The 18,410-nt window shown below is 74.7% G+C and carries 19 protein-coding genes; 14 read left to right on the top strand and 5 right to left on the bottom strand.

Going from position 1 to position 18,410, the window contains the following annotated elements; all coding sequences use genetic code 11:
- Positions 1 to 9: 9 nt before the first annotated feature.
- The 5 genes from ACFFKU_RS04495 to ACFFKU_RS04515 are packed head-to-tail and all read left to right on the top strand — an operon-like array spanning position 10 to position 5,451.
- Positions 10 to 1,530 carry an ABC transporter substrate-binding protein gene (locus tag ACFFKU_RS04495; protein WP_380136023.1) on the top strand — a complete coding sequence of 507 codons (1,521 nt, stop codon included), beginning with the start codon at positions 10 to 12 and terminating at the stop codon, positions 1,528 to 1,530.
- Positions 1,527 to 2,468 (top strand): ABC transporter permease, encoded by a 942-nt coding sequence (locus ACFFKU_RS04500; RefSeq protein WP_380136025.1) that lies wholly within the window; start codon positions 1,527 to 1,529, stop codon positions 2,466 to 2,468. Before ACFFKU_RS04495 ends, ACFFKU_RS04500 begins: the two co-directional genes overlap by 4 nt.
- The gene (locus ACFFKU_RS04505; RefSeq protein ID WP_380136027.1) at positions 2,465 to 3,436 is read left to right on the top strand and encodes an ABC transporter permease; all 972 of its coding nucleotides are present in this window, start codon (positions 2,465 to 2,467) and stop codon (positions 3,434 to 3,436) included. The genes ACFFKU_RS04500 and ACFFKU_RS04505 overlap by 4 nt, the downstream gene beginning before the upstream one ends.
- Complete coding sequence (locus ACFFKU_RS04510; protein ID WP_380136029.1) at positions 3,433 to 4,452, top strand: ABC transporter ATP-binding protein; 1,020 nt, start codon at positions 3,433 to 3,435, stop codon at positions 4,450 to 4,452. The genes ACFFKU_RS04505 and ACFFKU_RS04510 overlap by 4 nt, the downstream gene beginning before the upstream one ends.
- Entirely contained in the window at positions 4,453 to 5,451 is a 999-nt protein-coding gene (locus ACFFKU_RS04515; RefSeq protein ID WP_380136031.1) for an ABC transporter ATP-binding protein, read from the top strand.
- 151 nt (positions 5,452 to 5,602) lie between these two features.
- Here the strand turns inward: ACFFKU_RS04515 and ACFFKU_RS04520 are convergent, their stop codons facing one another.
- Positions 5,603 to 6,559 (bottom strand): LysR family transcriptional regulator, encoded by a 957-nt coding sequence (locus tag ACFFKU_RS04520; RefSeq protein WP_380136033.1) that lies wholly within the window; start codon positions 6,557 to 6,559, stop codon positions 5,603 to 5,605.
- A 49-nt stretch (positions 6,560 to 6,608) separates the two neighbouring features.
- On the opposite strand from ACFFKU_RS04520, the gene ACFFKU_RS04525 reads away from it, so the two are divergent.
- Positions 6,609 to 7,538, top strand: coding sequence for a DMT family transporter (locus ACFFKU_RS04525; RefSeq protein WP_380136034.1), 930 nt, complete (start codon positions 6,609 to 6,611; stop codon positions 7,536 to 7,538).
- A complete protein-coding gene (locus ACFFKU_RS04530; protein ID WP_380136036.1) occupies positions 7,535 to 8,527 on the top strand; it encodes a DNA-3-methyladenine glycosylase family protein in 993 nt (330 codons plus the stop codon). Before ACFFKU_RS04525 ends, ACFFKU_RS04530 begins: the two co-directional genes overlap by 4 nt.
- Positions 8,528 to 8,539: 12 nt before the next feature.
- Here ACFFKU_RS04530 and ACFFKU_RS04535 read toward each other — a convergent pair whose 3' ends face one another.
- Both ACFFKU_RS04535 and cofD read right to left on the bottom strand, forming a co-directional pair.
- A complete protein-coding gene (locus tag ACFFKU_RS04535) occupies positions 8,540 to 9,604 on the bottom strand; it encodes a coenzyme F420-0:L-glutamate ligase (protein ID WP_380136038.1) in 1,065 nt (354 codons plus the stop codon).
- On the bottom strand, positions 9,601 to 10,665 hold the full coding sequence (gene cofD, locus ACFFKU_RS04540; RefSeq protein WP_380136040.1) for a 2-phospho-L-lactate transferase: 1,065 nt from the start codon (positions 10,663 to 10,665) through the stop codon (positions 9,601 to 9,603). Before cofD ends, ACFFKU_RS04535 begins: the two co-directional genes overlap by 4 nt.
- A 528-nt stretch (positions 10,666 to 11,193) precedes the next feature.
- Between cofD and ACFFKU_RS04545 the strand changes: the two genes are divergently transcribed.
- Complete coding sequence (locus ACFFKU_RS04545; protein WP_380136122.1) at positions 11,194 to 11,433, top strand: WhiB family transcriptional regulator; 240 nt, start codon at positions 11,194 to 11,196, stop codon at positions 11,431 to 11,433.
- Positions 11,434 to 11,467: 34 nt separating this feature from the next.
- Here the strand turns inward: ACFFKU_RS04545 and ACFFKU_RS04550 are convergent, their stop codons facing one another.
- On the bottom strand, positions 11,468 to 11,959 hold the full coding sequence (locus ACFFKU_RS04550) for a metallopeptidase family protein (RefSeq protein WP_380136041.1): 492 nt from the start codon (positions 11,957 to 11,959) through the stop codon (positions 11,468 to 11,470).
- Between the two features lie 109 nt (positions 11,960 to 12,068).
- Here ACFFKU_RS04550 and ACFFKU_RS04555 point away from each other — a divergent pair, with 109 nt between their 5' ends.
- The 6 genes from ACFFKU_RS04555 to ahcY all read left to right on the top strand — a co-directional run bounded on the left by ACFFKU_RS04555 (position 12,069) and on the right by ahcY (position 17,444).
- Entirely contained in the window at positions 12,069 to 12,509 is a 441-nt protein-coding gene (locus tag ACFFKU_RS04555; protein WP_380136042.1) for a DUF3499 domain-containing protein, read from the top strand.
- 109 nt (positions 12,510 to 12,618) lie between these two features.
- Entirely contained in the window at positions 12,619 to 12,912 is a 294-nt protein-coding gene (locus tag ACFFKU_RS04560) for a hypothetical protein (RefSeq protein ID WP_380136043.1), read from the top strand.
- Positions 12,913 to 13,008: 96 nt separating this feature from the next.
- Positions 13,009 to 14,460: a phosphomannomutase/phosphoglucomutase gene (locus ACFFKU_RS04565; protein WP_380136044.1), complete on the top strand. Its 1,452-nt coding sequence runs from the start codon at positions 13,009 to 13,011 to the stop codon at positions 14,458 to 14,460.
- Positions 14,457 to 14,678: a Trm112 family protein gene (locus ACFFKU_RS04570; protein WP_380136046.1), complete on the top strand. Its 222-nt coding sequence runs from the start codon at positions 14,457 to 14,459 to the stop codon at positions 14,676 to 14,678. The genes ACFFKU_RS04565 and ACFFKU_RS04570 overlap by 4 nt, the downstream gene beginning before the upstream one ends.
- Positions 14,675 to 15,829, top strand: coding sequence for an SIS domain-containing protein (locus tag ACFFKU_RS04575; RefSeq protein ID WP_380136047.1), 1,155 nt, complete (start codon positions 14,675 to 14,677; stop codon positions 15,827 to 15,829). Before ACFFKU_RS04570 ends, ACFFKU_RS04575 begins: the two co-directional genes overlap by 4 nt.
- A 124-nt stretch (positions 15,830 to 15,953) precedes the next feature.
- A complete protein-coding gene (gene ahcY, locus ACFFKU_RS04580; protein WP_380136049.1) occupies positions 15,954 to 17,444 on the top strand; it encodes an adenosylhomocysteinase in 1,491 nt (496 codons plus the stop codon).
- Positions 17,445 to 17,520: 76 nt separating this feature from the next.
- Here ahcY and ACFFKU_RS04585 read toward each other — a convergent pair whose 3' ends face one another.
- Positions 17,521 to 18,399 carry an RDD family protein gene (locus ACFFKU_RS04585; RefSeq protein WP_380136050.1) on the bottom strand — a complete coding sequence of 293 codons (879 nt, stop codon included), beginning with the start codon at positions 18,397 to 18,399 and terminating at the stop codon, positions 17,521 to 17,523.
- Positions 18,400 to 18,410: the final 11 nt, after the last annotated feature.

Raw genomic sequence — 18,410 nt, forward strand, 5'->3', positions numbered from 1 at the left:
GAGTGGCTCATGCGCCGCCGCACGATCCTCACGGGCCTCGGAGCCTCGCCCCTCGCCCTCGCCGCCTGCAGCACGGGGGAGGGGGTGGACACCGGGAACGGATCGGGCGGGGCGGCCGCGTTCGTCGCGGCGATCTCGGCCCAGCCCGACCAGTACGACCCGCACAAGTCGACGGCGTACCCGACCTTCCAGGTGCTGGAGAACGTCTACGACACCCTCGTGGTCCCCTCCGCCGACGATCTGACGATGGAACCCTCGCTGGCCACGGAGTGGACCACCAGCGACGACCAGCTCACCTGGACCTTCACCCTGCGCGACGGGGTGACGTTCCACAGCGGGGCCGAGTTCGGCGCCGAGGACGTGGTGTTCTCCTACAAGCGGATCATCGACCAGCAGCTGGCCAACGCCTTCCGCTTCGAGACCGTCGCCGACGTCACCGCCCCCGACCCGCGGACCGTCGTCCTCACGCTGAGCAGCCCGACGCCGTCGCTGCTGTCGCAGCTCGGCGGGTTCAAGGGCATGGCGATCCTGCCGCGCGGGGTCGACGAGGCGACGCTCACGACGCAGGCCGACGGGACCGGTCCGTTCCGGTTGACCGCCACCTCGGCGAGCGAGGTGAACCTGGAACGGTTCGACGACTACTGGGGCGACGCGCCGACCCTGACCGGGGTCACGTTCCGGTTCATCACCGAACCCTCGGCCGCGCTCACCGCGGTGCAGACCGACCAGGTGCAGTGGACCGACAACGTCCCGCCGCAGCAGGTCGAGGCGCTGGGTTCCGACGACCGCGTCGAACTGGGCCGGGTCGCGAGCGTCGACTACTGGTACTTCGCCATGAATTGCCGCAAGGCTCCCTTCGACCGCGTCGAGGTCCGTCGGGCGGTCGCCGAGGCGGTCGACCGCGCCGCCGTCACCGAGGCGGCCCGGTTCGACGCCGCCCGCGCCAACCAGACGGCGATCCCCGAGGACTCGTTCTGGTACGAGGACTACGCGCCCTGGACCGGCGACGTGGACAAGGCCAAGGGACTCCTGGAGGGGGCGGGCGTGAGCCTGCCGCTGACGATGGGACTGATGGTCACCTCGGAGTACCCCGAGACCGTGACGGCCGCCCAGGTGCTGGCCGCGCAGCTGGAGCCGCTGGGGGTCCGCGTCGAGATCCAGACCGAGGACTTCGCCGCGTGGCTGGACCGGCAGGGCCGCGGCGACTTCGACGCGTTCATGCTGGGGTGGCTGGGCAACATCGACCCCTACGACTTCTACCACTCCCAGCACCGCACGGACGGGTCGAACAACTACCAGGGGTACTCCAACCCGGTGACCGACGACCTGCTCGACCGGGCCGCCACCGAGACCGACCAGGGCACGCGCAAGGACCTGTACGGTCAGGCGGCCCGGCAGATCGTGGACGACGCCTCCTACGTGTACCTCTACAACCCCGACGTGGTGCAGGCCTGGAAACCCGGGATCGAGGGGTACGAGGTCCGGGCCGACAAGGCGGTGAACCTCGAGACCGTGACCCTGCCGTCGTGACCGGGTACGCGTTGCGGCGCACCGCGCAGGCGGTCGTCGTGCTGCTCGGGGTCTCCGTGGCCGTGTTCTCCCTCGTCCACCTGGTGGACGGCGACCCCATCCGGCTCGCGCTGGGGACGCGGTTCGACCAGGCGACCTACGACGCGCTGCGGGAGCGGTCGGGGTTGGACGACCCGTTGGTCGTGCAGTACCTCAGCTGGATCACCTCGGCGGTGACCGGGGACCTCGGGGTGAGTTTCCGCTCCGGGGAGCCGGTCACCCTGCTGATCCTGGAACGCCTGCCCGCGACGCTGTCGCTGGCCGGGGCGGCCCTCGTCGTGGCCCTGCTCATCGCGGTCCCGCTCGGCACGCTCTCGGCCCTGCGGCCGCGCTCGGTGGTGGACGGGGCGAGCACGGTCCTCTCCCAGATCGGGATCTCCGTCCCGGAGTTCTGGATGGGGATCATGTTCATCCTGCTCTTCGCCGGGACCCTCGGCTGGTTCCCGGCCGGTGGGTACGTCCCCTTCACCGACTCCCCGGCCGGGTGGGCGCACGCGCTGGTGCTGCCCGCGGTCACGACGGGTCTGGTGACCGGCAGCGTGCTCACCCGGTTCACCCGGTCCAGCGTGCTGGAGGCGCTCGGGGCCGAGCACGTGCGGACCGCGCGGGCCAAGGGCCTGCCGCCGCGCGCGGTGCTGAACTGGCACGTCCTGCGCAACGCGCTGCTGCCGCTGGTGACCGTCACCGGGGTGCAGCTCGCCTACCTGCTCTCCGGGGTCGTCGTGGTGGAGATCGTGTTCGCCTGGCCGGGGCTCGGCCAGCTCGCCCTGCAGGCCGTGCAGTCCCGCGACTACCCGTTGCTGCAGGGGGCGGTCCTGCTGTTCGCGGTGGTGTTCCTCGTGCTGAACCTCGTCGTGGACCTGCTCTACACCCGGCTCGACCCGAGGATCACCGTATGACCGCGACCACGAACCCCGACGCGGCCCCGGTCCGTCCGCCGCAGAACCGGTTCGGCTCCGGACTGCGGTTGCTGCTGTCGTCCCCGCCGACGCTGTTCGCGTCCGTCGTGCTCGTCGGGGTGGTGGTGCTCGCCCTGTTCGACGAGCAGCTCGCCCCGACCGGGTACAACGAGGTGGACATCGCGAACCGGTTGCTGCCGCCCGGTCCCGGGCACTGGTTCGGCACCGACGACCTCGGGCGCGACGTGCTCTCCCGGGTGATCCTCGGGGCCAAGGTCTCGCTGCAGGTCGGGGCCGTGGCGGTCGGGGTCTCCCTCGTCGCCGGAACGCTGGTCGGTCTGCTCGCCGGTTTCTACGGTCGCTGGGTCGACACCGTCCTGATGCGCTGCATGGACGTGCTGTTCGCGTTCCCGGCCCTGCTGCTGGCGATCGCCGTCATCGCGATCCTGGGTCCGGGGACCACGAACGCGATGATCGCCATCGGGATCACCTACACCCCCGTCTTCGCCCGGGTCACCCGGGCCGCCGTCCTCGGGGTCCGCGAGCAGGTGTTCGTCCGGGCCTCCCGCTCGGTCGGGGCCGGTGACGCCCGGCTGCTGTTCCGCCACGTGCTGCCCAACGCCGCACCGCCGATCATCGTGCAGACGTCGGTCAGCCTGGGTTTCGCGGTGCTGGCCGAGGCGGCGCTGTCGTTCGTGGGGCTCGGCACCCAGCCCCCGCAACCCTCGTGGGGGGTCCTGCTGTCCGAGGGGCGCGACTACATCGACCTGGCCTGGTGGATCGCGGTGTTCCCGGGCCTGGCCATCGTGGCGCTGGTGCTGGCCTTCAACCTGCTCGGCGACGGGTTGCGCGACGTCCTCGACCCGCAGCAGCGCAGCGCCCTGGAGGCCGCCCGGTTCCGGGGCCGGGGTTCGCGCCGGCGCCGCGCCCGGGGTGCCGGAACCGTCGCGGGGGAGGAACGCGCGTGAACGTCCTCGAGGTGGAGGACCTGCGGGTCCGCATCGACACCCCCCGGGGGGTCGCGTCGGTCGTGAACGGGCTGAGCTACTCCGTGGCCCCCGGTGAGACGGTCGCGGTGGTCGGGGAGTCGGGCAGCGGCAAGAGCGTCTCCGTGGCGGCCCTCCTCGGGCTGCTGCCGGGGACGGCGACGGTGACCGGGTCCGCCCGGTTCCACGACGGCGACCGGGTCCGGGACCTGTTGACCCTGACCGAACCCGAGCTGCGTTCGGTGCGCGGCAACGGGATCGGCATGGTGTTCCAGGACCCGATGACGTCGTTGAACCCGGTCCTCACCGTGGGGCGGCAGGTCGCCGAGGGGTTGCTGGCCCATCGCCGGGTCCCCTCGCGACGGCAGGCCCGGGAACGGGCGGCGGAACTGCTCGCCGAGGTCGGGTTGCCGGATCCCCGCGGGGTCCTGGACCGGTTCCCGCACGAACTGTCCGGCGGCATGCGGCAGCGCGTGGTCATCGCGATCGCGCTGGCCGGAGAACCCCGGTTGCTGGTGGCCGACGAGGCGACCACCGCGCTCGACGTGACCGTGCAGGCGCAGATCCTCGACCTCGTGGCCGGCCTGCAGTCCGAGCACGGGACGGGAGTCGTCTGGATCACGCACGACCTCGGGGTCGTGGCCGGGATCGCCGACCGCGTGCTGGTCATGTACGGCGGTCGGTGCATCGAGGACGGGGGCGTGGACGACGTGTTCGAGGCCTCGGCCCATCCCTACACGCGGGGGTTGCTCGGATCGTTGCCGGCCCGGACCGCGGCGGTGGGCCGGTCGGACCTGGTGGCGATCCCGGGAACCCCGCCGCCGCCGACCGACCTGCCCCCGGGCTGCGTGTTCTGGCCGCGCTGCCCGGTGCGGTCGGACCCGCGCTGCGAGCACGAGCAGCCTCCGCTGCAGGAGGTCGCCGGTCGGGGCGGGTCCCGGCCGGGACGACCGCACCGGGCCGCGACGTTCTGCTCGTCCGAAGGGAAGGTGTCCTGAATGGACGACGTCCTGGTCCGGGCCACGGACCTGCAGGTGCACTACCCGGTCCGCTCCTCGGGGTTGCGACGTCGGACCGTGGGCACGGTCCGGGCCGTCGACGGGGTCGACCTGGAGATCCGTCGCGGGGAGACCCTGGGCCTGGTCGGGGAGTCGGGGTGCGGCAAGTCGACCCTGGGCAACGCGTTGCTGCGGCTGGTGGAACCCACCGGTGGCCGGGTCGAGTTCGACGGCGAGGACCTGACCGCGGCCTCGACCCGCGCGCTGCGGGCCTTCCGGCGCCGGGCCGTCATGGTGTTCCAGGACCCCTACGCCAGCCTGGACCCGCGGATGACCGTGGGGCAGACGGTCGCCGAACCGCTCGTCGTGCACGGGTTGCACGGCCGCGACCGGGGGGGTCGGGTCGCTGAGCTGCTCGACCTCGTCGGGCTGCACCCCTCGGTGGCCTCCCGCTACCCGCACGAGTTCTCCGGCGGGCAGCGGCAGCGGGTCGGGATCGCCCGGGCGCTGGCGGGTAACCCGGAGTTCGTCGTCTGCGACGAGGCCATCGCCTCCCTCGACGTCTCGGTGCAGGCCCAGGTGCTGAACCTGCTCGCGCGGTTGCAGCAGGAGCTGGGGCTGACCTACCTGTTCGTCTCCCACGACCTGGCCGCGGTGCGGCACGTCTCCGACCGCATCGCCGTGATGTACCTGGGGCGGGTCGTCGAGGTCGGCCCGGCGGAGGAGGTGAGCACCGACCCGCAGCACCCGTACACCAAGGCCCTGCTCTCGGCCGTCCCCGTCCCGGTCCCCGCGCTGGAACGGACCCGCGAGCGGGTCGTGCTCAGCGGGGACGTCCCCTCGGCGGCCCGGGTCCCGAGCGGGTGCCGGTTCCGGACGCGCTGCCCGGAGGTGTTCGACGCCTGCGCCGAGGTGGACCCGGCCCGGCAGCCCGTCGGCCCCGGCCGCTCGGCGGCCTGCCTGCTGCACGGTCGGCAGGGAACCCCCGTCCCGCGGTGACGCCCCTCGTCATCCTTCCCGTGATCAAGGAATCCGGCCCCGGTCGCCCGGCGTGGCGCACGGGGCGGGAGGGAGAAATTCCTTGATCACGGGGGGACGGGGTGGGGGGGCGGGCGCCGGTGCGGGGTCGGGGTGCCGGGGAGGGCTGCCGTCAGCCGGAGACGTGCGGGGAGAAGGCGTCGGGGCGGTCGGCCGCGACCGCGCGCAGGGCGGTGAGCACGGCCGCGGTGGGGGAGTCGGTGGTCCGCCCGGCCCGGGTCGCGGCGTAGACCGAGCGCGCGGGTGGGGTCCCGGTGATCTCGAGGATCGCGAGATCGGTCTGGCGCAGCGGGAGGGCGAGGCGGGGGATCAGGCCCACGCCGGCCCCGGCCGCGACCAGGGCGGCCAGGGCGTCGTACTCGTGGGTGAAGTGCTGGATGTCGGGGGTGAAGCCCGCGGCCGCGCAGGCGCCGGTGAACACCTGCTCGCAGGCGTCGTCGTCGCGCCCGGCGATCCACACGTCGTCGCGGAGCTCGGCCAGGTCGACGGTGCGGCGGCCCGCGAGCGGGTGACCGGTGTCGACGATGACGTCCAGGACGTCGTGCAGCAGGTCGACCCGGTCGTAGCGCGCGTCGCCGCGGGTCGGCGAGCGGGGGTGGTCGACCGTGACGATGACGTCGACGGCTCCCGAGTCCAGCTCGGCCAGGGCGTCGATGGGCTGCTGCTCGCGCACCAGCAGCCGCAGCCCGGGGCGGTCGGCGCGCAACCGGCGCAGCGCCGGGGCCACGACCGCGTCGATGGACGTCGCCAGCGCACCGATCCGGACCTCGCCCACGAGGCCGTCGTCGAAGGCCGCGAGGTCGGCCCGCGCGCGCTCGAGCTGCTCGGCCACGGCGTCGGCGTGCCGCAGGAGGACCCGGGCCTGCCCGGTGAGGCGGACCCCGCGACCCTGCTTGGCCAGCAGGGGGACCCCGAGGTCGCGCGCGAGCCCGGCGAGCTGCTGGGACACGGCCGACGGCGTCAGGTGCATCGCCGCCGCGGTGGCGGCGACCGTCCCCCGCCGGTCGACCTCGCGCAGCAACCGGATGCGGCGGAGGTCGATAGTGAAGCCCTCGCTGTCGAATGACATGCACGGATTGTTGCTGGACTTAATGCTTGCTGGCAAGCACGATCGACGGGTGACCCGACGTGCCGCTCTGCTCTTCGCCCTCCTCAGCCTCGCCTGGGGGATCCCCTACCTGCTCATCAAGGTCGCGGGGGAAGAGCTGAGCCCGGCGCTGCTGGTGCTGGCCCGGACCGGGGTCGCGGCCCTCGTGCTGCTGCCGCTCGTGCTGCTCCGCCGCGCCGACCGGGCCGCGCTGCCCGCCGTGCTGCGGCGCTGGCCCGTCATCGCGCTCTACGCGGTCGTCGAGATCGTCGTGCCGTGGATCTTCCTGACCCGGGCCGAGCAGGACCTGCCCAGCTCCACCACGGCCATGCTGATCTCCGCCGTCCCGGTCGTGGGGGTCGCGATCGCCGCCCTCACCGGCCGCGCCGAGCAGCTCGGGGCTCCGGGCTGGATCGGTCTGGCCCTCGGCACCGCCGGGGTCGCCGCCCTGGTCGGTCTCGACGTCGCCGGGTCCAGCCTGGGGGCGGTGGCCGAGGTGGCCGTCGTCGTGGTGGGGTACGCGATCGGTCCGGCCATCCTGGCGCGCAAGCTCTCCGACCTGCCCGGCCTGCCGGTCATGACGGTCGCGCTGGGGACGGCCGCCCTGGGCTCCGTCCCGCTCGTCGCGCTGGGTGGCGGGCTGCCCGCGACCCTGCCCTCGACCGAGGTCCTGGTCTCCGTCGGCGTGCTCGCGGTCGTCTGCACGGCGTTCGCCTTCGTCGCGATGTTCGCGCTGGTCAACGAGATCGGCCCGGTCCGCGGCCTCGCCTTCGTCTACGTCAACCCCCTCGTCGCGGTGCTGGCCGGGGCGTTCCTGCTCGGCGAGCGGGTCACCGTCTGGACCGTGGCCGGGTTCGCGCTGGTCATCGCCGGGTCGTTCCTGGTGACCCGGCGGCCGGCGCCGGCCGCGGCGGCGACCGTGGTCCGGCAGCGGCGGCGGCGGCTTACCGTAGGCGTGTGAGTCCCGGGGGTCCGAGCGCGCCGACCCCGCCGACCCCGCCGACCCCGCCGGGCCCGTCGGCTACGGAGCCCCGGAGCCTGCGCTGGCGACCGGGGCGGCCGGTCCCCGTCCGCACGATCCTCTCCCCGCTGCGTCGCGGCGGGGGCGACCCGACGTGGCGGGCGGACGCCGACGGCTCCGTCTGGCGGGCCACCCGGACGCCTGCTGGTCCGGTGACCCTGCGGGTGCGGCCCGACCCGGCCGCGGGAGAGGTCCGGGCCGAGGCGTGGGGTCCCGGGGCGGAGTGGGCCCTCGACGGCGTGCCCGAGCTGCTGGGTGACGCCGACCGGGACGTCGCCGACTTCGTCCCCGCGCACCCCGCCCTCGTCGCCGCCTGGAAGGCCCACCCGCACTGGCGGGTGCCCCGGACCCGCGCGGTGTTCGAGGCCCTGTCCGCCTCGGCCCTGGAGCAGGTCGTCACCGGGCTGGAGGCCTTCGCGGCCTGGCGGTTCCTGCTGCGCAAGCACGGTGAGCCCGCTCCGGGCCCGGTGCCCCTGCTGCTGCCCCCCACCCCCGAGGGCTGGGGTCGCATCCCCAGCTGGGACTGGTTGGCGGCGGGCGTGGAGCTGCGCCGGCGCCGGGTGACGATCGTCGCCGCCCCGCGGGCGGCCGGGCTGGAACGCACCCTCGACCTGGCGCCCGACGACGCCGACCGCGCCCTGCGCTCGCTGCCCGGCGTCGGGGTCTGGACCTCGGCCGAGGTGCGCCAACGCGCGCACGGGCACGCCGACGCCTTCAGCTTCGGCGACTACCACGTGGCCAAGAACGTGTCCCACGCCCTCGTCGGGGAGGTCCTCGACGACGCCGGGTGCGCGGAGGTCATCGAGGTCTACCGGGGTCACCGTTACCGGGTGCAGCGGCTGCTCGAACTGGCCGGTCACCGTCGGCCGCGGCTGGCCCCGCGGATGACGCTGCCCACCCACACGCCCAACCGCGCCGTCCGGCGCTGAGCGGCCCCCGGCTCAGCCGACGGGTTCGGCCCGGACCACGACGTGCGCCGGGGAGCGGCGCTTGCCGCGCAGCCCACCGCGCGGGGTGTCGTGGTCGAGGCGACCGACGAGGTCCTCCGTCCACAGCGCCGCGAGCACCCGCTGGGCGAGCGCGCCCAGGGCGAACTGGTTCTCCGCGAGGAGGTGCAGCCGGTCCTCGCGGAGGACGCACTCCCCGCCCGCCGCGCCCGCGACCTGCGCCACGCGGCGCAACCGGTCGGGCAGCGGGTCGGCCCCCACACCCGGCGGCTCGGCGTCGGTGGAGCCCAGCGCGGCCCGGACCGCCTCGACGTGGCCCAGGCGGAACCAGTCGGCGCGCGCCTCGCGCAGCAGCAGGGCGGCCCCGGGACCGTCCTCGTCGGTGACGATCGCGGCCAGCCCGCGCAGGAGGGCGGCGGGGATGCCCGCGCTCTTGCCCTTGACCAGGTCGGCCGCGGCGGCCACCTCGTCGGCGAGCGCCCGTGCCGTCACGGCCAGGACGCGTCCGTCGGCGTCGGTGGTGCCGCGCAGGTCCTCGCAGACCACGAGCCCGGCGCAGCCCAGGGCGAAGTCGGTCTGGCCCTCGCGCCAGGGCCGGCCCGCGGTGTCGCTGACGACGATCGCCACCCGGACCCCGGTGAGCGCCCGCACCCGCGCCCGCAGCTCGCGGGCGGCGGCGTCGGGATCGGCCGGCAGCAGGAGCAGGGCCTCCTCGCCATCGGCCCCGGGAGGACCGACGTTGGAGGCGTCGACCCCGGCCGCCGCCATGACCGGGCCGGCGACGGCCTCGACGACGCGGGTGACCCCGGTCGGCCCGCGGCGGGCGGCGACGGTGCGCCGGCTCTGGGAGAGCACCACGCCGTCGCGGTCCCCGGGCGGGGCGAGCAGCCCCGCGGCCTTGGACACGGCCTTGCTCGAGACCACCAGCACGTCGCCGTCGGCCAGTCCGGCCCGCTGCGCGTGCAGGGACTCCACCAGCAGCGCGGCGAGGTCGGCCCCGCGCGGAACCTCGCCGATCCCGGTCAGACCGAGGACCTGCAGGGGGTGCGCGCGCCTCACGCCGCCGCCTCGGGGGCGCGCAGCTCCAGGGCCAGGTCGAGGGTTGCCGCCCCCAGCGCCCGGGTGGCCGCGGGGGAGGACATGAGCAGCGGGCGCCCCCGCACCGTCAGTCCGGGCCGCGCCTCGACGCCCCCGACGTCCTCGGGCGCGACCAGCCAGCCGTCGAGGAAGTCGGCGTAGAGCCCGGCCACGGCCCCGGCCGTCGTGGGCACCCCGATCGAGGCCAGGCAGGCGTCGGCCATGCCCCGCACCGGTGAGCCCCCGATGACCGGGGAGACGCCGACCACGGGGGCGGCCGTGGTGCGCAGGGCCTCCCGGATCCCGGGGACGGCCAGGATGGTGCCGATCGAGACCACCGGGTTGCTCGGGGGCAGGACGACGACGTCGGCGTCCCGGACGGCGGCCAGTACGCCGGGGGCGGGCCGGGCGTCCGCCGCCCCGACGGGCACGATCGCCCGGGCCGGGACGGCGGCGTGCAGCCGGACCCACCACTCCTGGAAGTGCACGCGGCGGTCGCCGGCCTCGCCGGCGTCCGCGGGACGGTCGGACGCGGCGACGGGAGCCAGGTCGACGTGGGTCTGGACCGGGTCGTCGGTCATCGGCAGCAGGTCGACCCCGGGCCGCCAGCGTTCGCAGAGGACCCGGGTGGCCTCGGACAGGGTGGCCCCCTCGGCGAGGAGCTGGGTGCGCACGACGTGGGTGGCGATGTCCTTGTCGCCGAGGGTGAACCAGTCCGGGGTCCGGCCGTAGGCGGCGAGCTCGTCGGCGACCCCGGAGGTCTCCGCCGACCGGCCCCAGCCGCGCACCTCGTCGATGCCACCGCCCAGCGTGTACATGACCGAGTCCAGGTCGGGGCTGATCCGCAGGCCGTGCAGGGTGATGTCGTCGGCCGTGTTGCCGATCACGGTGACCCGCGCCCGCTGCCGGGCCGGGTCCTCGGAGGTCCGCAGCGCCGCGAGCAGGCCCCGGAGGAAGCGGGCCCCCCCGACTCCGCCCGCGAGCGCCGTGACGGCGAGACCCGGGGGTTCGGCAGGGACGGTCGACGGGGTTCCGGCACTCACCCCCGCAGTCTCGCCCACCGGCGCTCCGGTGGGGGAACGGGCGGGGTGACGCGGCGGCGGCCCCGCCCAGAGCGGTCACGGAGGGTGAGAATGGCGTGACGCAGGGGGTCGATGGGGTGTTGGTGGCGCTCCTCGGAACGACACGCCGGTGAACGCCCCGCAACTAGCACGACCAGCTTGACTCCGAGGGACGACACGCGTGTAATTCCACCGGTAGGGTCATTCCGTGACCGAGACATCACAGCGGGTAGTCAAGTGTTGGCCGTGAGCGAGCAGCCAGTGGAGGATCACGTGCACGAGCACAACCAGCAGGACACCTGGGACGACGGGACCGTCGTCCGGCTGCACCCGGTCACCGACGCCGCCCTGGAGCGACCCGAGCTGGCATTGCTCGACGCGCCCCGCCCCGACCGGCTCGAACTCCTCCGCACCCCCGTCCTGCCCGCCCCGTCCGCGGACTCCCTCGACGACGAGGACGCCGACGACGGGGTCGAGGAGGACGAGTTCACGCTCTCCGGGTTCACCGGTCTGACCGGGCTGACCCCGGAGGACCCGGGCTGGCAGGAGCTCGCCCTCTGCGCCCAGACCGACCCCGAGGCGTTCTTCCCCGAGAAGGGCGGCTCCACCCGCGAGGCCAAGCGGGTCTGCATGTCCTGCGACGTCCGGCAGGAGTGCCTGGAGTACGCCCTCGCCAACGACGAGCGCTTCGGCATCTGGGGCGGGCTCTCCGAGCGCGAGCGTCGCCGCCTCAAGCGCCAGATCTCCTGACGGGGCGGGCCGGCGGCGCCGGCCGGGACCCCGTTCAGTCCCCGTAGCGGGGATCGACGTCCTCCACGTCCAGCTGCAGCAGGTGGGCCACCTGCTGCACGACGACGTCGGCCACCAGGTCGTCCAGGTCGTCGTCCTCGGCCCGGGTCTCCACCGGTCGCCGGTAGACGACCACGCGGGCCGGGTGCCGGCCGTCGGAGGGGAACAGCCGACCGAGAGGGACGGCGTCGTCCTCCCAGGGTGCCGGGTCGGACGGCGGGACGTCCTCCACCGCGAACTCGACCCCGGCCAGCTCGGCGGCCCAGCGGCGTTCGAGCAGCTCGACCGCGTCCAGGACCAGGTCGTCGAAGCGTTCGGCGCGGGTGCGTGCGGCGGGCAGCGCCGGCGGGATCAACGATCCCCGCAGCCCCCGCCCGTGCCGGTCGCGCCGCAGCCGCCGACGACCACCCGCGCTGGTCGCGGGCGAGGCGGGCGCGTGGCGTCGACGCGGTCCTCCGCGCCCACCGACCCCTCGTCCAGCTCCCATCCGGGCAGGATACGGGCGCGGGCGGGTCGTCCGGGGGCGCCGCGGGGTGGCCCCGGGTCGGGTGTGTCCTCGCTGAGCGGTCGCGGGCGGCAGGGGTAACGTGCGCTGCGTGAGCACTCCCGGTTCCAGCCCGTCGAGGTCAGGATCGACGACGGGCCAGGGTGGGCGCACCGGGACCGGTCGGCAGGCACCGGAGCGACGCTGCTCCCGGACCGCCTGCGGCAGCGCCGCGGTGGCGACCCTCACCTACGTCTACTCCGACTCCACGGCCGTCCTCGGACCGTTGGCCACCTACGCCGAACCGCACTGCTACGACCTGTGCGCGACGCACGCCCAGCGGCTCACGGCCCCGCGCGGCTGGGAGGTGGTCCGGTTGAACCCCGAGATGATCGACGCCGCGACCGCGGCCGACGACATCCTGGCCGTCGCCGAGGCGGTCCGGGACCGGCCCGCGGTCGCACCGACCAGCCGACCCCTGGACGCGGCCGGCGGTCCCGGTGGGTCGGGCGAGGCGCGCCGGGCGCACCTGCGGGTGCTGCCCCGCCAGTAGGCGTCGGGTTCCCGGTGCGACTGTGACGCCCGGGGTGGGAGCCGACTCAGGTGGCGGGTCGGGCGGCCGATGGGAAGAGGTCCGCCCCTGCTCCCCCGGAGGTTCACCCGTGGCCGTCGCGTCCAACCCGTCCGCCGCCGTCCCCGCGCCCCGGCGGACCCGGCGCAGCCGCACCGCCCCGGTCGAGATGCCCCTGGGGTCGCTGACCCAGGCCGAGCACCGCGGCGAGCGGTCCACCTGCACCGGCTGCGGCAGCGAGCGGATCACCCAGCTGCTCATGTCGCTCACCGACGGCACCCCCGTCACCTTCGTCTCCTGCCACGTCTGCGAGCTGCGCACCTGGGAGTCCGCCGCCGGCCCCATCACCGTCGACGCCGTGCTGGAGCGCAGCCGGAAGAAGTGAGGCCGTCCTCCCGGGGGTGGTGAACCGGATCACGCCGCCCCGGGCGGCCGACGGTTGTCCCACCCCGTGTCGGAGTCCTCATCTAGGGTTTCGAGCGTGACCCTGGACCTGAGCACCGTCATCAAGGCCTACGACGTGCGCGGCCTCGTGCCCGAGCAGATCGACGAGGGCGTGGTGCGGGCCCTGGGGGCCGCCTTCGCCGAGGTCGTCGTGGTCCCCGAGGCGGCCGGGGGGCCCGCGCGTGCGGTCGTCGGCCACGACATGCGCCCGTCCTCGCCCGCGCTGTCCGCCGCCTTCGCCGACGGACTGGCCTCCCGCGGTGTCGACGTCGAGGTCATCGGGCTGTGCTCGACCGACGGCCTCTACTACGCGAGCGGCGCCCGCGGGGTGCCCGGCGCGATGTTCACCGCCAGCCACAACCCGGCCGAGTACAACGGCATCAAGCTCTGCCGGGCCGGTGCCCGTCCCGTCGGTCAGGACACGGGGCTCGTCGCCGTGCGCGAGCGGGCCCAGACCTGGCTCGACGCCGGTGCCGTGCCCGCGGGCGAGGGGCGGCGCGGCACGGTCGGGGAGTCGGACCTGCTGCGCGACTACGCCGCCCACCTGCGCTCGCTCGTCGACCTGTCCGGCGCCCGCCCGTTGCGCGTGGTCGTCGACGCCGGCAACGGCATGGCCGGTCACACCGTCCCGGCGGTGCTGGGCGACGCGGCCGGTCTGCCCGCCCTGCCGCTGGACGTCACCGCGCTCTACTTCGAGCTCGACGGGACCTTCCCCAACCACGAGGCCAACCCCCTCGACCCGGCCAACCTGGTCGACCTGCAGGCGGCCGTGCCGCGGGCCGGGGCCGACCTCGGCCTGGCCTTCGACGGCGACGCCGACCGTTGCTTCGTCGTCGACGAGAAGGGCGAGCCGGTCAGCCCCAGCGCGGTGACGGCCCTGGTGGCGCGGCGGGAGATCGCCAAGGAGCTGGCCGCGGGCCGCGAGCCGGTGATCATCCACAACCTGATCACGTCCCTGGCCGTGCCCGAGATCGTCACCGAGGACGGCGGGCGTCCGGTCCGGACCCGGGTGGGGCACTCCTTCATCAAGCAGCGCATGGCCGACGAGGACGCCGTCTTCGGCGGCGAGCACTCCGCCCACTACTACTTCCGGGACTTCTGGTCGGCCGACACCGGGATGCTGGCCGCCATGCACGTCCTGGCCGCCCTGGCCGAGTCCGACCGGCCCCTCTCGGAGCTGGCCGCCGAGTACGAGCGCTACACCGCCAGCGGAGAGATCAACTCCCGCGTCGCCGACGCCTCGGCGGTCACCGAGTCCGTGGTCGCCACCATCTCCGCCGAGGAGGAGGCGGCCGGACGCCCCGTCGAGATCGACCGCCTGGACGGCGTCACCGTCACCGGCTCCGACGAGCCGGGCGGGCGGTGGTGGTTCAACCTGCGGGCCTCCAACACCGAGCCGTTGCTGCGGTTGAACGCCGAGGGGGCCGACCCGGCCGCCATGGAACGCATCCGGGACCGCGTGCTCGCCCTGATCGGGGCCGCGGCGTGAGCGGCGGCCCTGACGGTCCCGGGCTGCGCCTGGAGGACTGGGTGCTCCCGCTGCTGCGCTGCCCGGTGACGGGTGCCCCCCTCAGCGGCCCGGTCGAGGTCGACGGGGAGGTCGTCCTCACCACCGGGGCCGGCGTGCGCTACCCGGTGGTGGACGGTGTGCCCGTCCTGCTCGCCGACGAGGCCCGCGGGCTGGCCGCGGACGGGGGCGGGGCGTGACCGCCCTCGACGAGGCGCTGCTCGCCGACGCGGACGCGCTGGCCCGGGCCGACACCTCGCAGATGCTGCGCGGACTCGCCTCGGCCGGGGCGCAGGTGCGCGAGTCGGTCGGGCTCACGGAGGAGGCGGGGCTGGCCCGCTTCGCCGCCGACGGACGGCCGCGGGCGCTGCTCATCGCCAGCCTCGGGGGCAGCTCCGTGGTGACCGACGTGCTGACCTCGCTGGCCGGGGGCACCTGCCCGGTCCCCGTGGTCGCCCGGCGCGGGGGGCGCCTGCCGAGCTGGATCGGGGCCCTCGACGTCGTGGTGGCGGTCTCGATGTCGGGTCGCGCGCCCGGTCCGCTCGAGCTGGCCGCCGAGGCCTCCCGGCGGGGGGCCCGCGTGCTCACCGTCGGGGCCGCGCGGTCCCCGCTGGCCGAGATCGGCGGCCGGGTCGGCAACCTGCACGTCTCCCCGGCCGAGGGGGTGCGCGCCGCCGGTGGTTCGCGTTCGTCCCGGGTCGCGCTCTGGTCCCTGCTGACCCCGGTGCTGATGGCCGCGGACGCCCTGGACCTGGTCAAGGTGCCGACCGGGGTGCTGGCCGAGGTCGCCGACCGCCTCGACGCGGTCGCCGAGACCTGCAAGCCGGCCACCGAACCGTTCGTGAACCCGGCCAAGACCCTGGCCCTGGAGCTGGGCGGGACCGCTCCGGTCGTGCTGGCCGACTCCGACCTGACCGCGGCCGCGGCCCGTCGGTGCGCCTCCATGCTGGCCCGCACGGCACGGGTCCCGGCCGTCGGGGGCGCCCTGCCCGACGACGCGAGCGAGATCGTGGCCACGTTCGGGGGACCCTTCGCCGCCCGGCCCGACGACGTCTTCGCCGACCCCTTCCTCGACGACCCGGTGGGGACCCGGCTGCAGCTGCTGGTGCTGCGCGACGCCCCGGTGGCCCTGACCGATGCGGAGCGCCACCTCGTGCACGCCGTCACCACGACCGCGGCCGACGCCGGCGTGCGGGTCAGCGAGGTCGTGGCCGAACCGGGACCGGCACTGGTCCGCCTCGCCGAGCTGATCGCCCGGACCGACTTCGCCGCGACCTACCTGGCCCTGGCGGCCGGGATCGACCCGGCGACCTCCCCCCACGTCGCCGACCTGCGCGACCGTCTCGACTGACGGTTACCCTGGTGGGAGCTTCCGACGTCCGGTGATGCCGCCTGCGACGACAGCTCGATGGAGGCCCGGAGGGGCCGCGCCGGGAGACCCACGTCAACCTGTCCAGGACGACCCGAGGATCTTCATGCCCACGAACACCCCCACCGACCAGCCGTTCGAGTTCCAGGTCCGTGACCTGGCCCTGGCCGAGGCCGGCCGTCACGAGCTCCGGCTCGCCGAGCACGAGATGCCGGGCCTGATGGCCCTGCGCGCCGAGTTCGCCGAGTCCCAGCCGCTGGCCGGGGCCCGCATCGCCGGCTCGCTGCACATGACCGTGCAGACCGCGGTGCTGATCGAGACCCTCGTGGCGCTCGGCGCCGAGGTCCGCTGGGCCAGCTGCAACATCTTCTCCACGCAGGACGCGGCCGCGTCCGCCGTCGTCGTCGGGACGGGCACGCCCGAGGCGCCGGCCGGGGTCCCGGTCTTCGCCTGGAAGGGGGAGACCCTCCCCGAGTACTGGGCGCTGGCCGACCGCATCTTCGACTGGGGCACCGACGCCGAGGGGCACCGCATCGGTCCGAACATGATCCTGGACGACGGTGGCGACGCGACCATGCTGGTCCTGGAGGGCAAGCGTTTCGAGGCCGCCGGGGCCGTGCCCGCCGCGACCGAGGACGACTCCGAGGAGTACCAGGTCGTGCTGGAGCTGCTGCGCACGAGCCTCACCGAGGACCCGCAGCGCTGGACCCGGATCGCCGAGGGCATCCAGGGCGTGACCGAGGAGACGACCACGGGGGTGCACCGGCTGGTCGAGTACCACCGCAACGGCGTCCTGCCCTTCCCGGCCATCAACGTCAACGACTCGGTGACCAAGTCGAAGTTCGACAACACCTACGGCACCCGGCACTCCCTCATCGACGGCATCAACCGCGGCACCGACGTCCTCATCGGCGGCAAGGTGGCCCTGGTCTGCGGTTACGGCGACGTCGGCAAGGGCAGCGCGGAGTCGCTGCGCGGCCAGGGTGCGCGCGTCATCGTCACCGAGATCGACCCGATCAACGCGCTGCAGGCGGCCATGGACGGGTTCCAGGTCGCGCGGCTCGAGGACGTCGTCGGCAGCGTGGACATCTTCATCACCGCCACGGGCAACCGCGACGTCATCATGGCCGCCGACATCCTGCGGATGAAGCACCAGGCGATCGTCGGCAACATCGGGCACTTCGACAACGAGATCGACATGGCCGGTCTGGCCCGCATCCCGGGGGTGGAGCGCGTCGAGATCAAGCCGCAGGTGCACGAGTGGCGGATCCCGGCCTCCGACGGGGTCGCGGCCCACTCCGTGATCGTGCTGTCCGAGGGGCGTCTGCTGAACCTGGGCAACGCGACCGGGCACCCGAGCTTCGTGATGTCGAACTCCTTCGCCAACCAGGTGCTCGCCCAGATCGAGCTCTGGACCCGCGAGGGCGGTTCCTACCCGATCGGCGTCTACACGCTGCCCAAGGTGCTGGACGAGAAGGTGGCGCGGTTGCACCTGGACTCCCTCGGGGTCCGGCTCACCGAGCTCACCAAGACCCAGGCCGAGTACCTCGGCATCGACCCGGCCGGCCCCTACAAGACCGAGGGCTACCGCTACTGACCCGGCCCCGCTGAATCGGCTCAGCCGGTCGCGCACCGCCGTCCCCGGGTTGCCCGGGGGCGGCGGTGCCGTCGTCTCAGTCCCGCCGCAGCGAGCGGGCCAGCTCGTCGGTCCGCCGCTGCTGGCGCTGCAGCCGGTGCAGCTCGCGGTCGCGCCGCTCGACGAGGACGGCGAGCAGGAACGACTCCGGGTCGCAGCCGGCCGGGGGCGCCGGGGCGACCCGGGTGAGCAGGAGGTCGGCCAGGGCGCGTCCGAGCTGCACCCGCGAGGCCGGGTGCAGCGTCGCGGCCCGGGTCAGGAACTGCCGGACCGCGACCGCGGTGCCGTCCGGGAGCCGCCCGATGTCGGCGTTGCGGGCCCACCCGGCCAGCTCCGGCGGCATCGGCGGCAACGGCAGCGTGGGGCGCCCGGTGCGGACGCGGATGACGTAGGTCCCTGCCAGCAGGTCCCCGAACCGCTTGCCCCGGGCGTTGATGAGCGAGCAGATGATGGCCGGCGAGCCGAGCAGGGCCCACAGCTCGAAGAACCCCAGCAGTCCCCGGACCACGCAGTGCCGGAACCGGACCGGCCCCCCGTCGTCGCGCACCACCCGGGTCCCCAGGGCGAGCTTGCCCAGGCTGCGACCCCGGGTGAGCGTCTCGACCAGGACGGGGATCCCGACCAGGCAGCCGATGGTCGTGGTCAGCCACACGGCCTGCAGGCCCGCGGTGTCCAGTCCGCCGTCCAGCGCGTCGACCCCGAGGACCACCCCCAGCAGCACCAGCAGGACGGCGACCGCGTCGATCAGTGCGGCCAGCAACCGCGAGGCGAAGGACGCCGAGCGCAGTCCCAGCACGACCGCCTCGCCGGTCACCACGTCGCCGTGCAGCGGGGGCAGACCGCCCTCGGCCAGGAGCCGGACCGCGTCGGGACCGAACAGCGGGTCGCGGCCGTCGGCGGTCGGGGGGGCGCTCACCTCCGTCACGC

It is taken from the genome of Kineococcus gynurae (genome assembly GCF_042433995.1).
Classification (GTDB): domain Bacteria; phylum Actinomycetota; class Actinomycetes; order Actinomycetales; family Kineococcaceae; genus Kineococcus; species Kineococcus gynurae.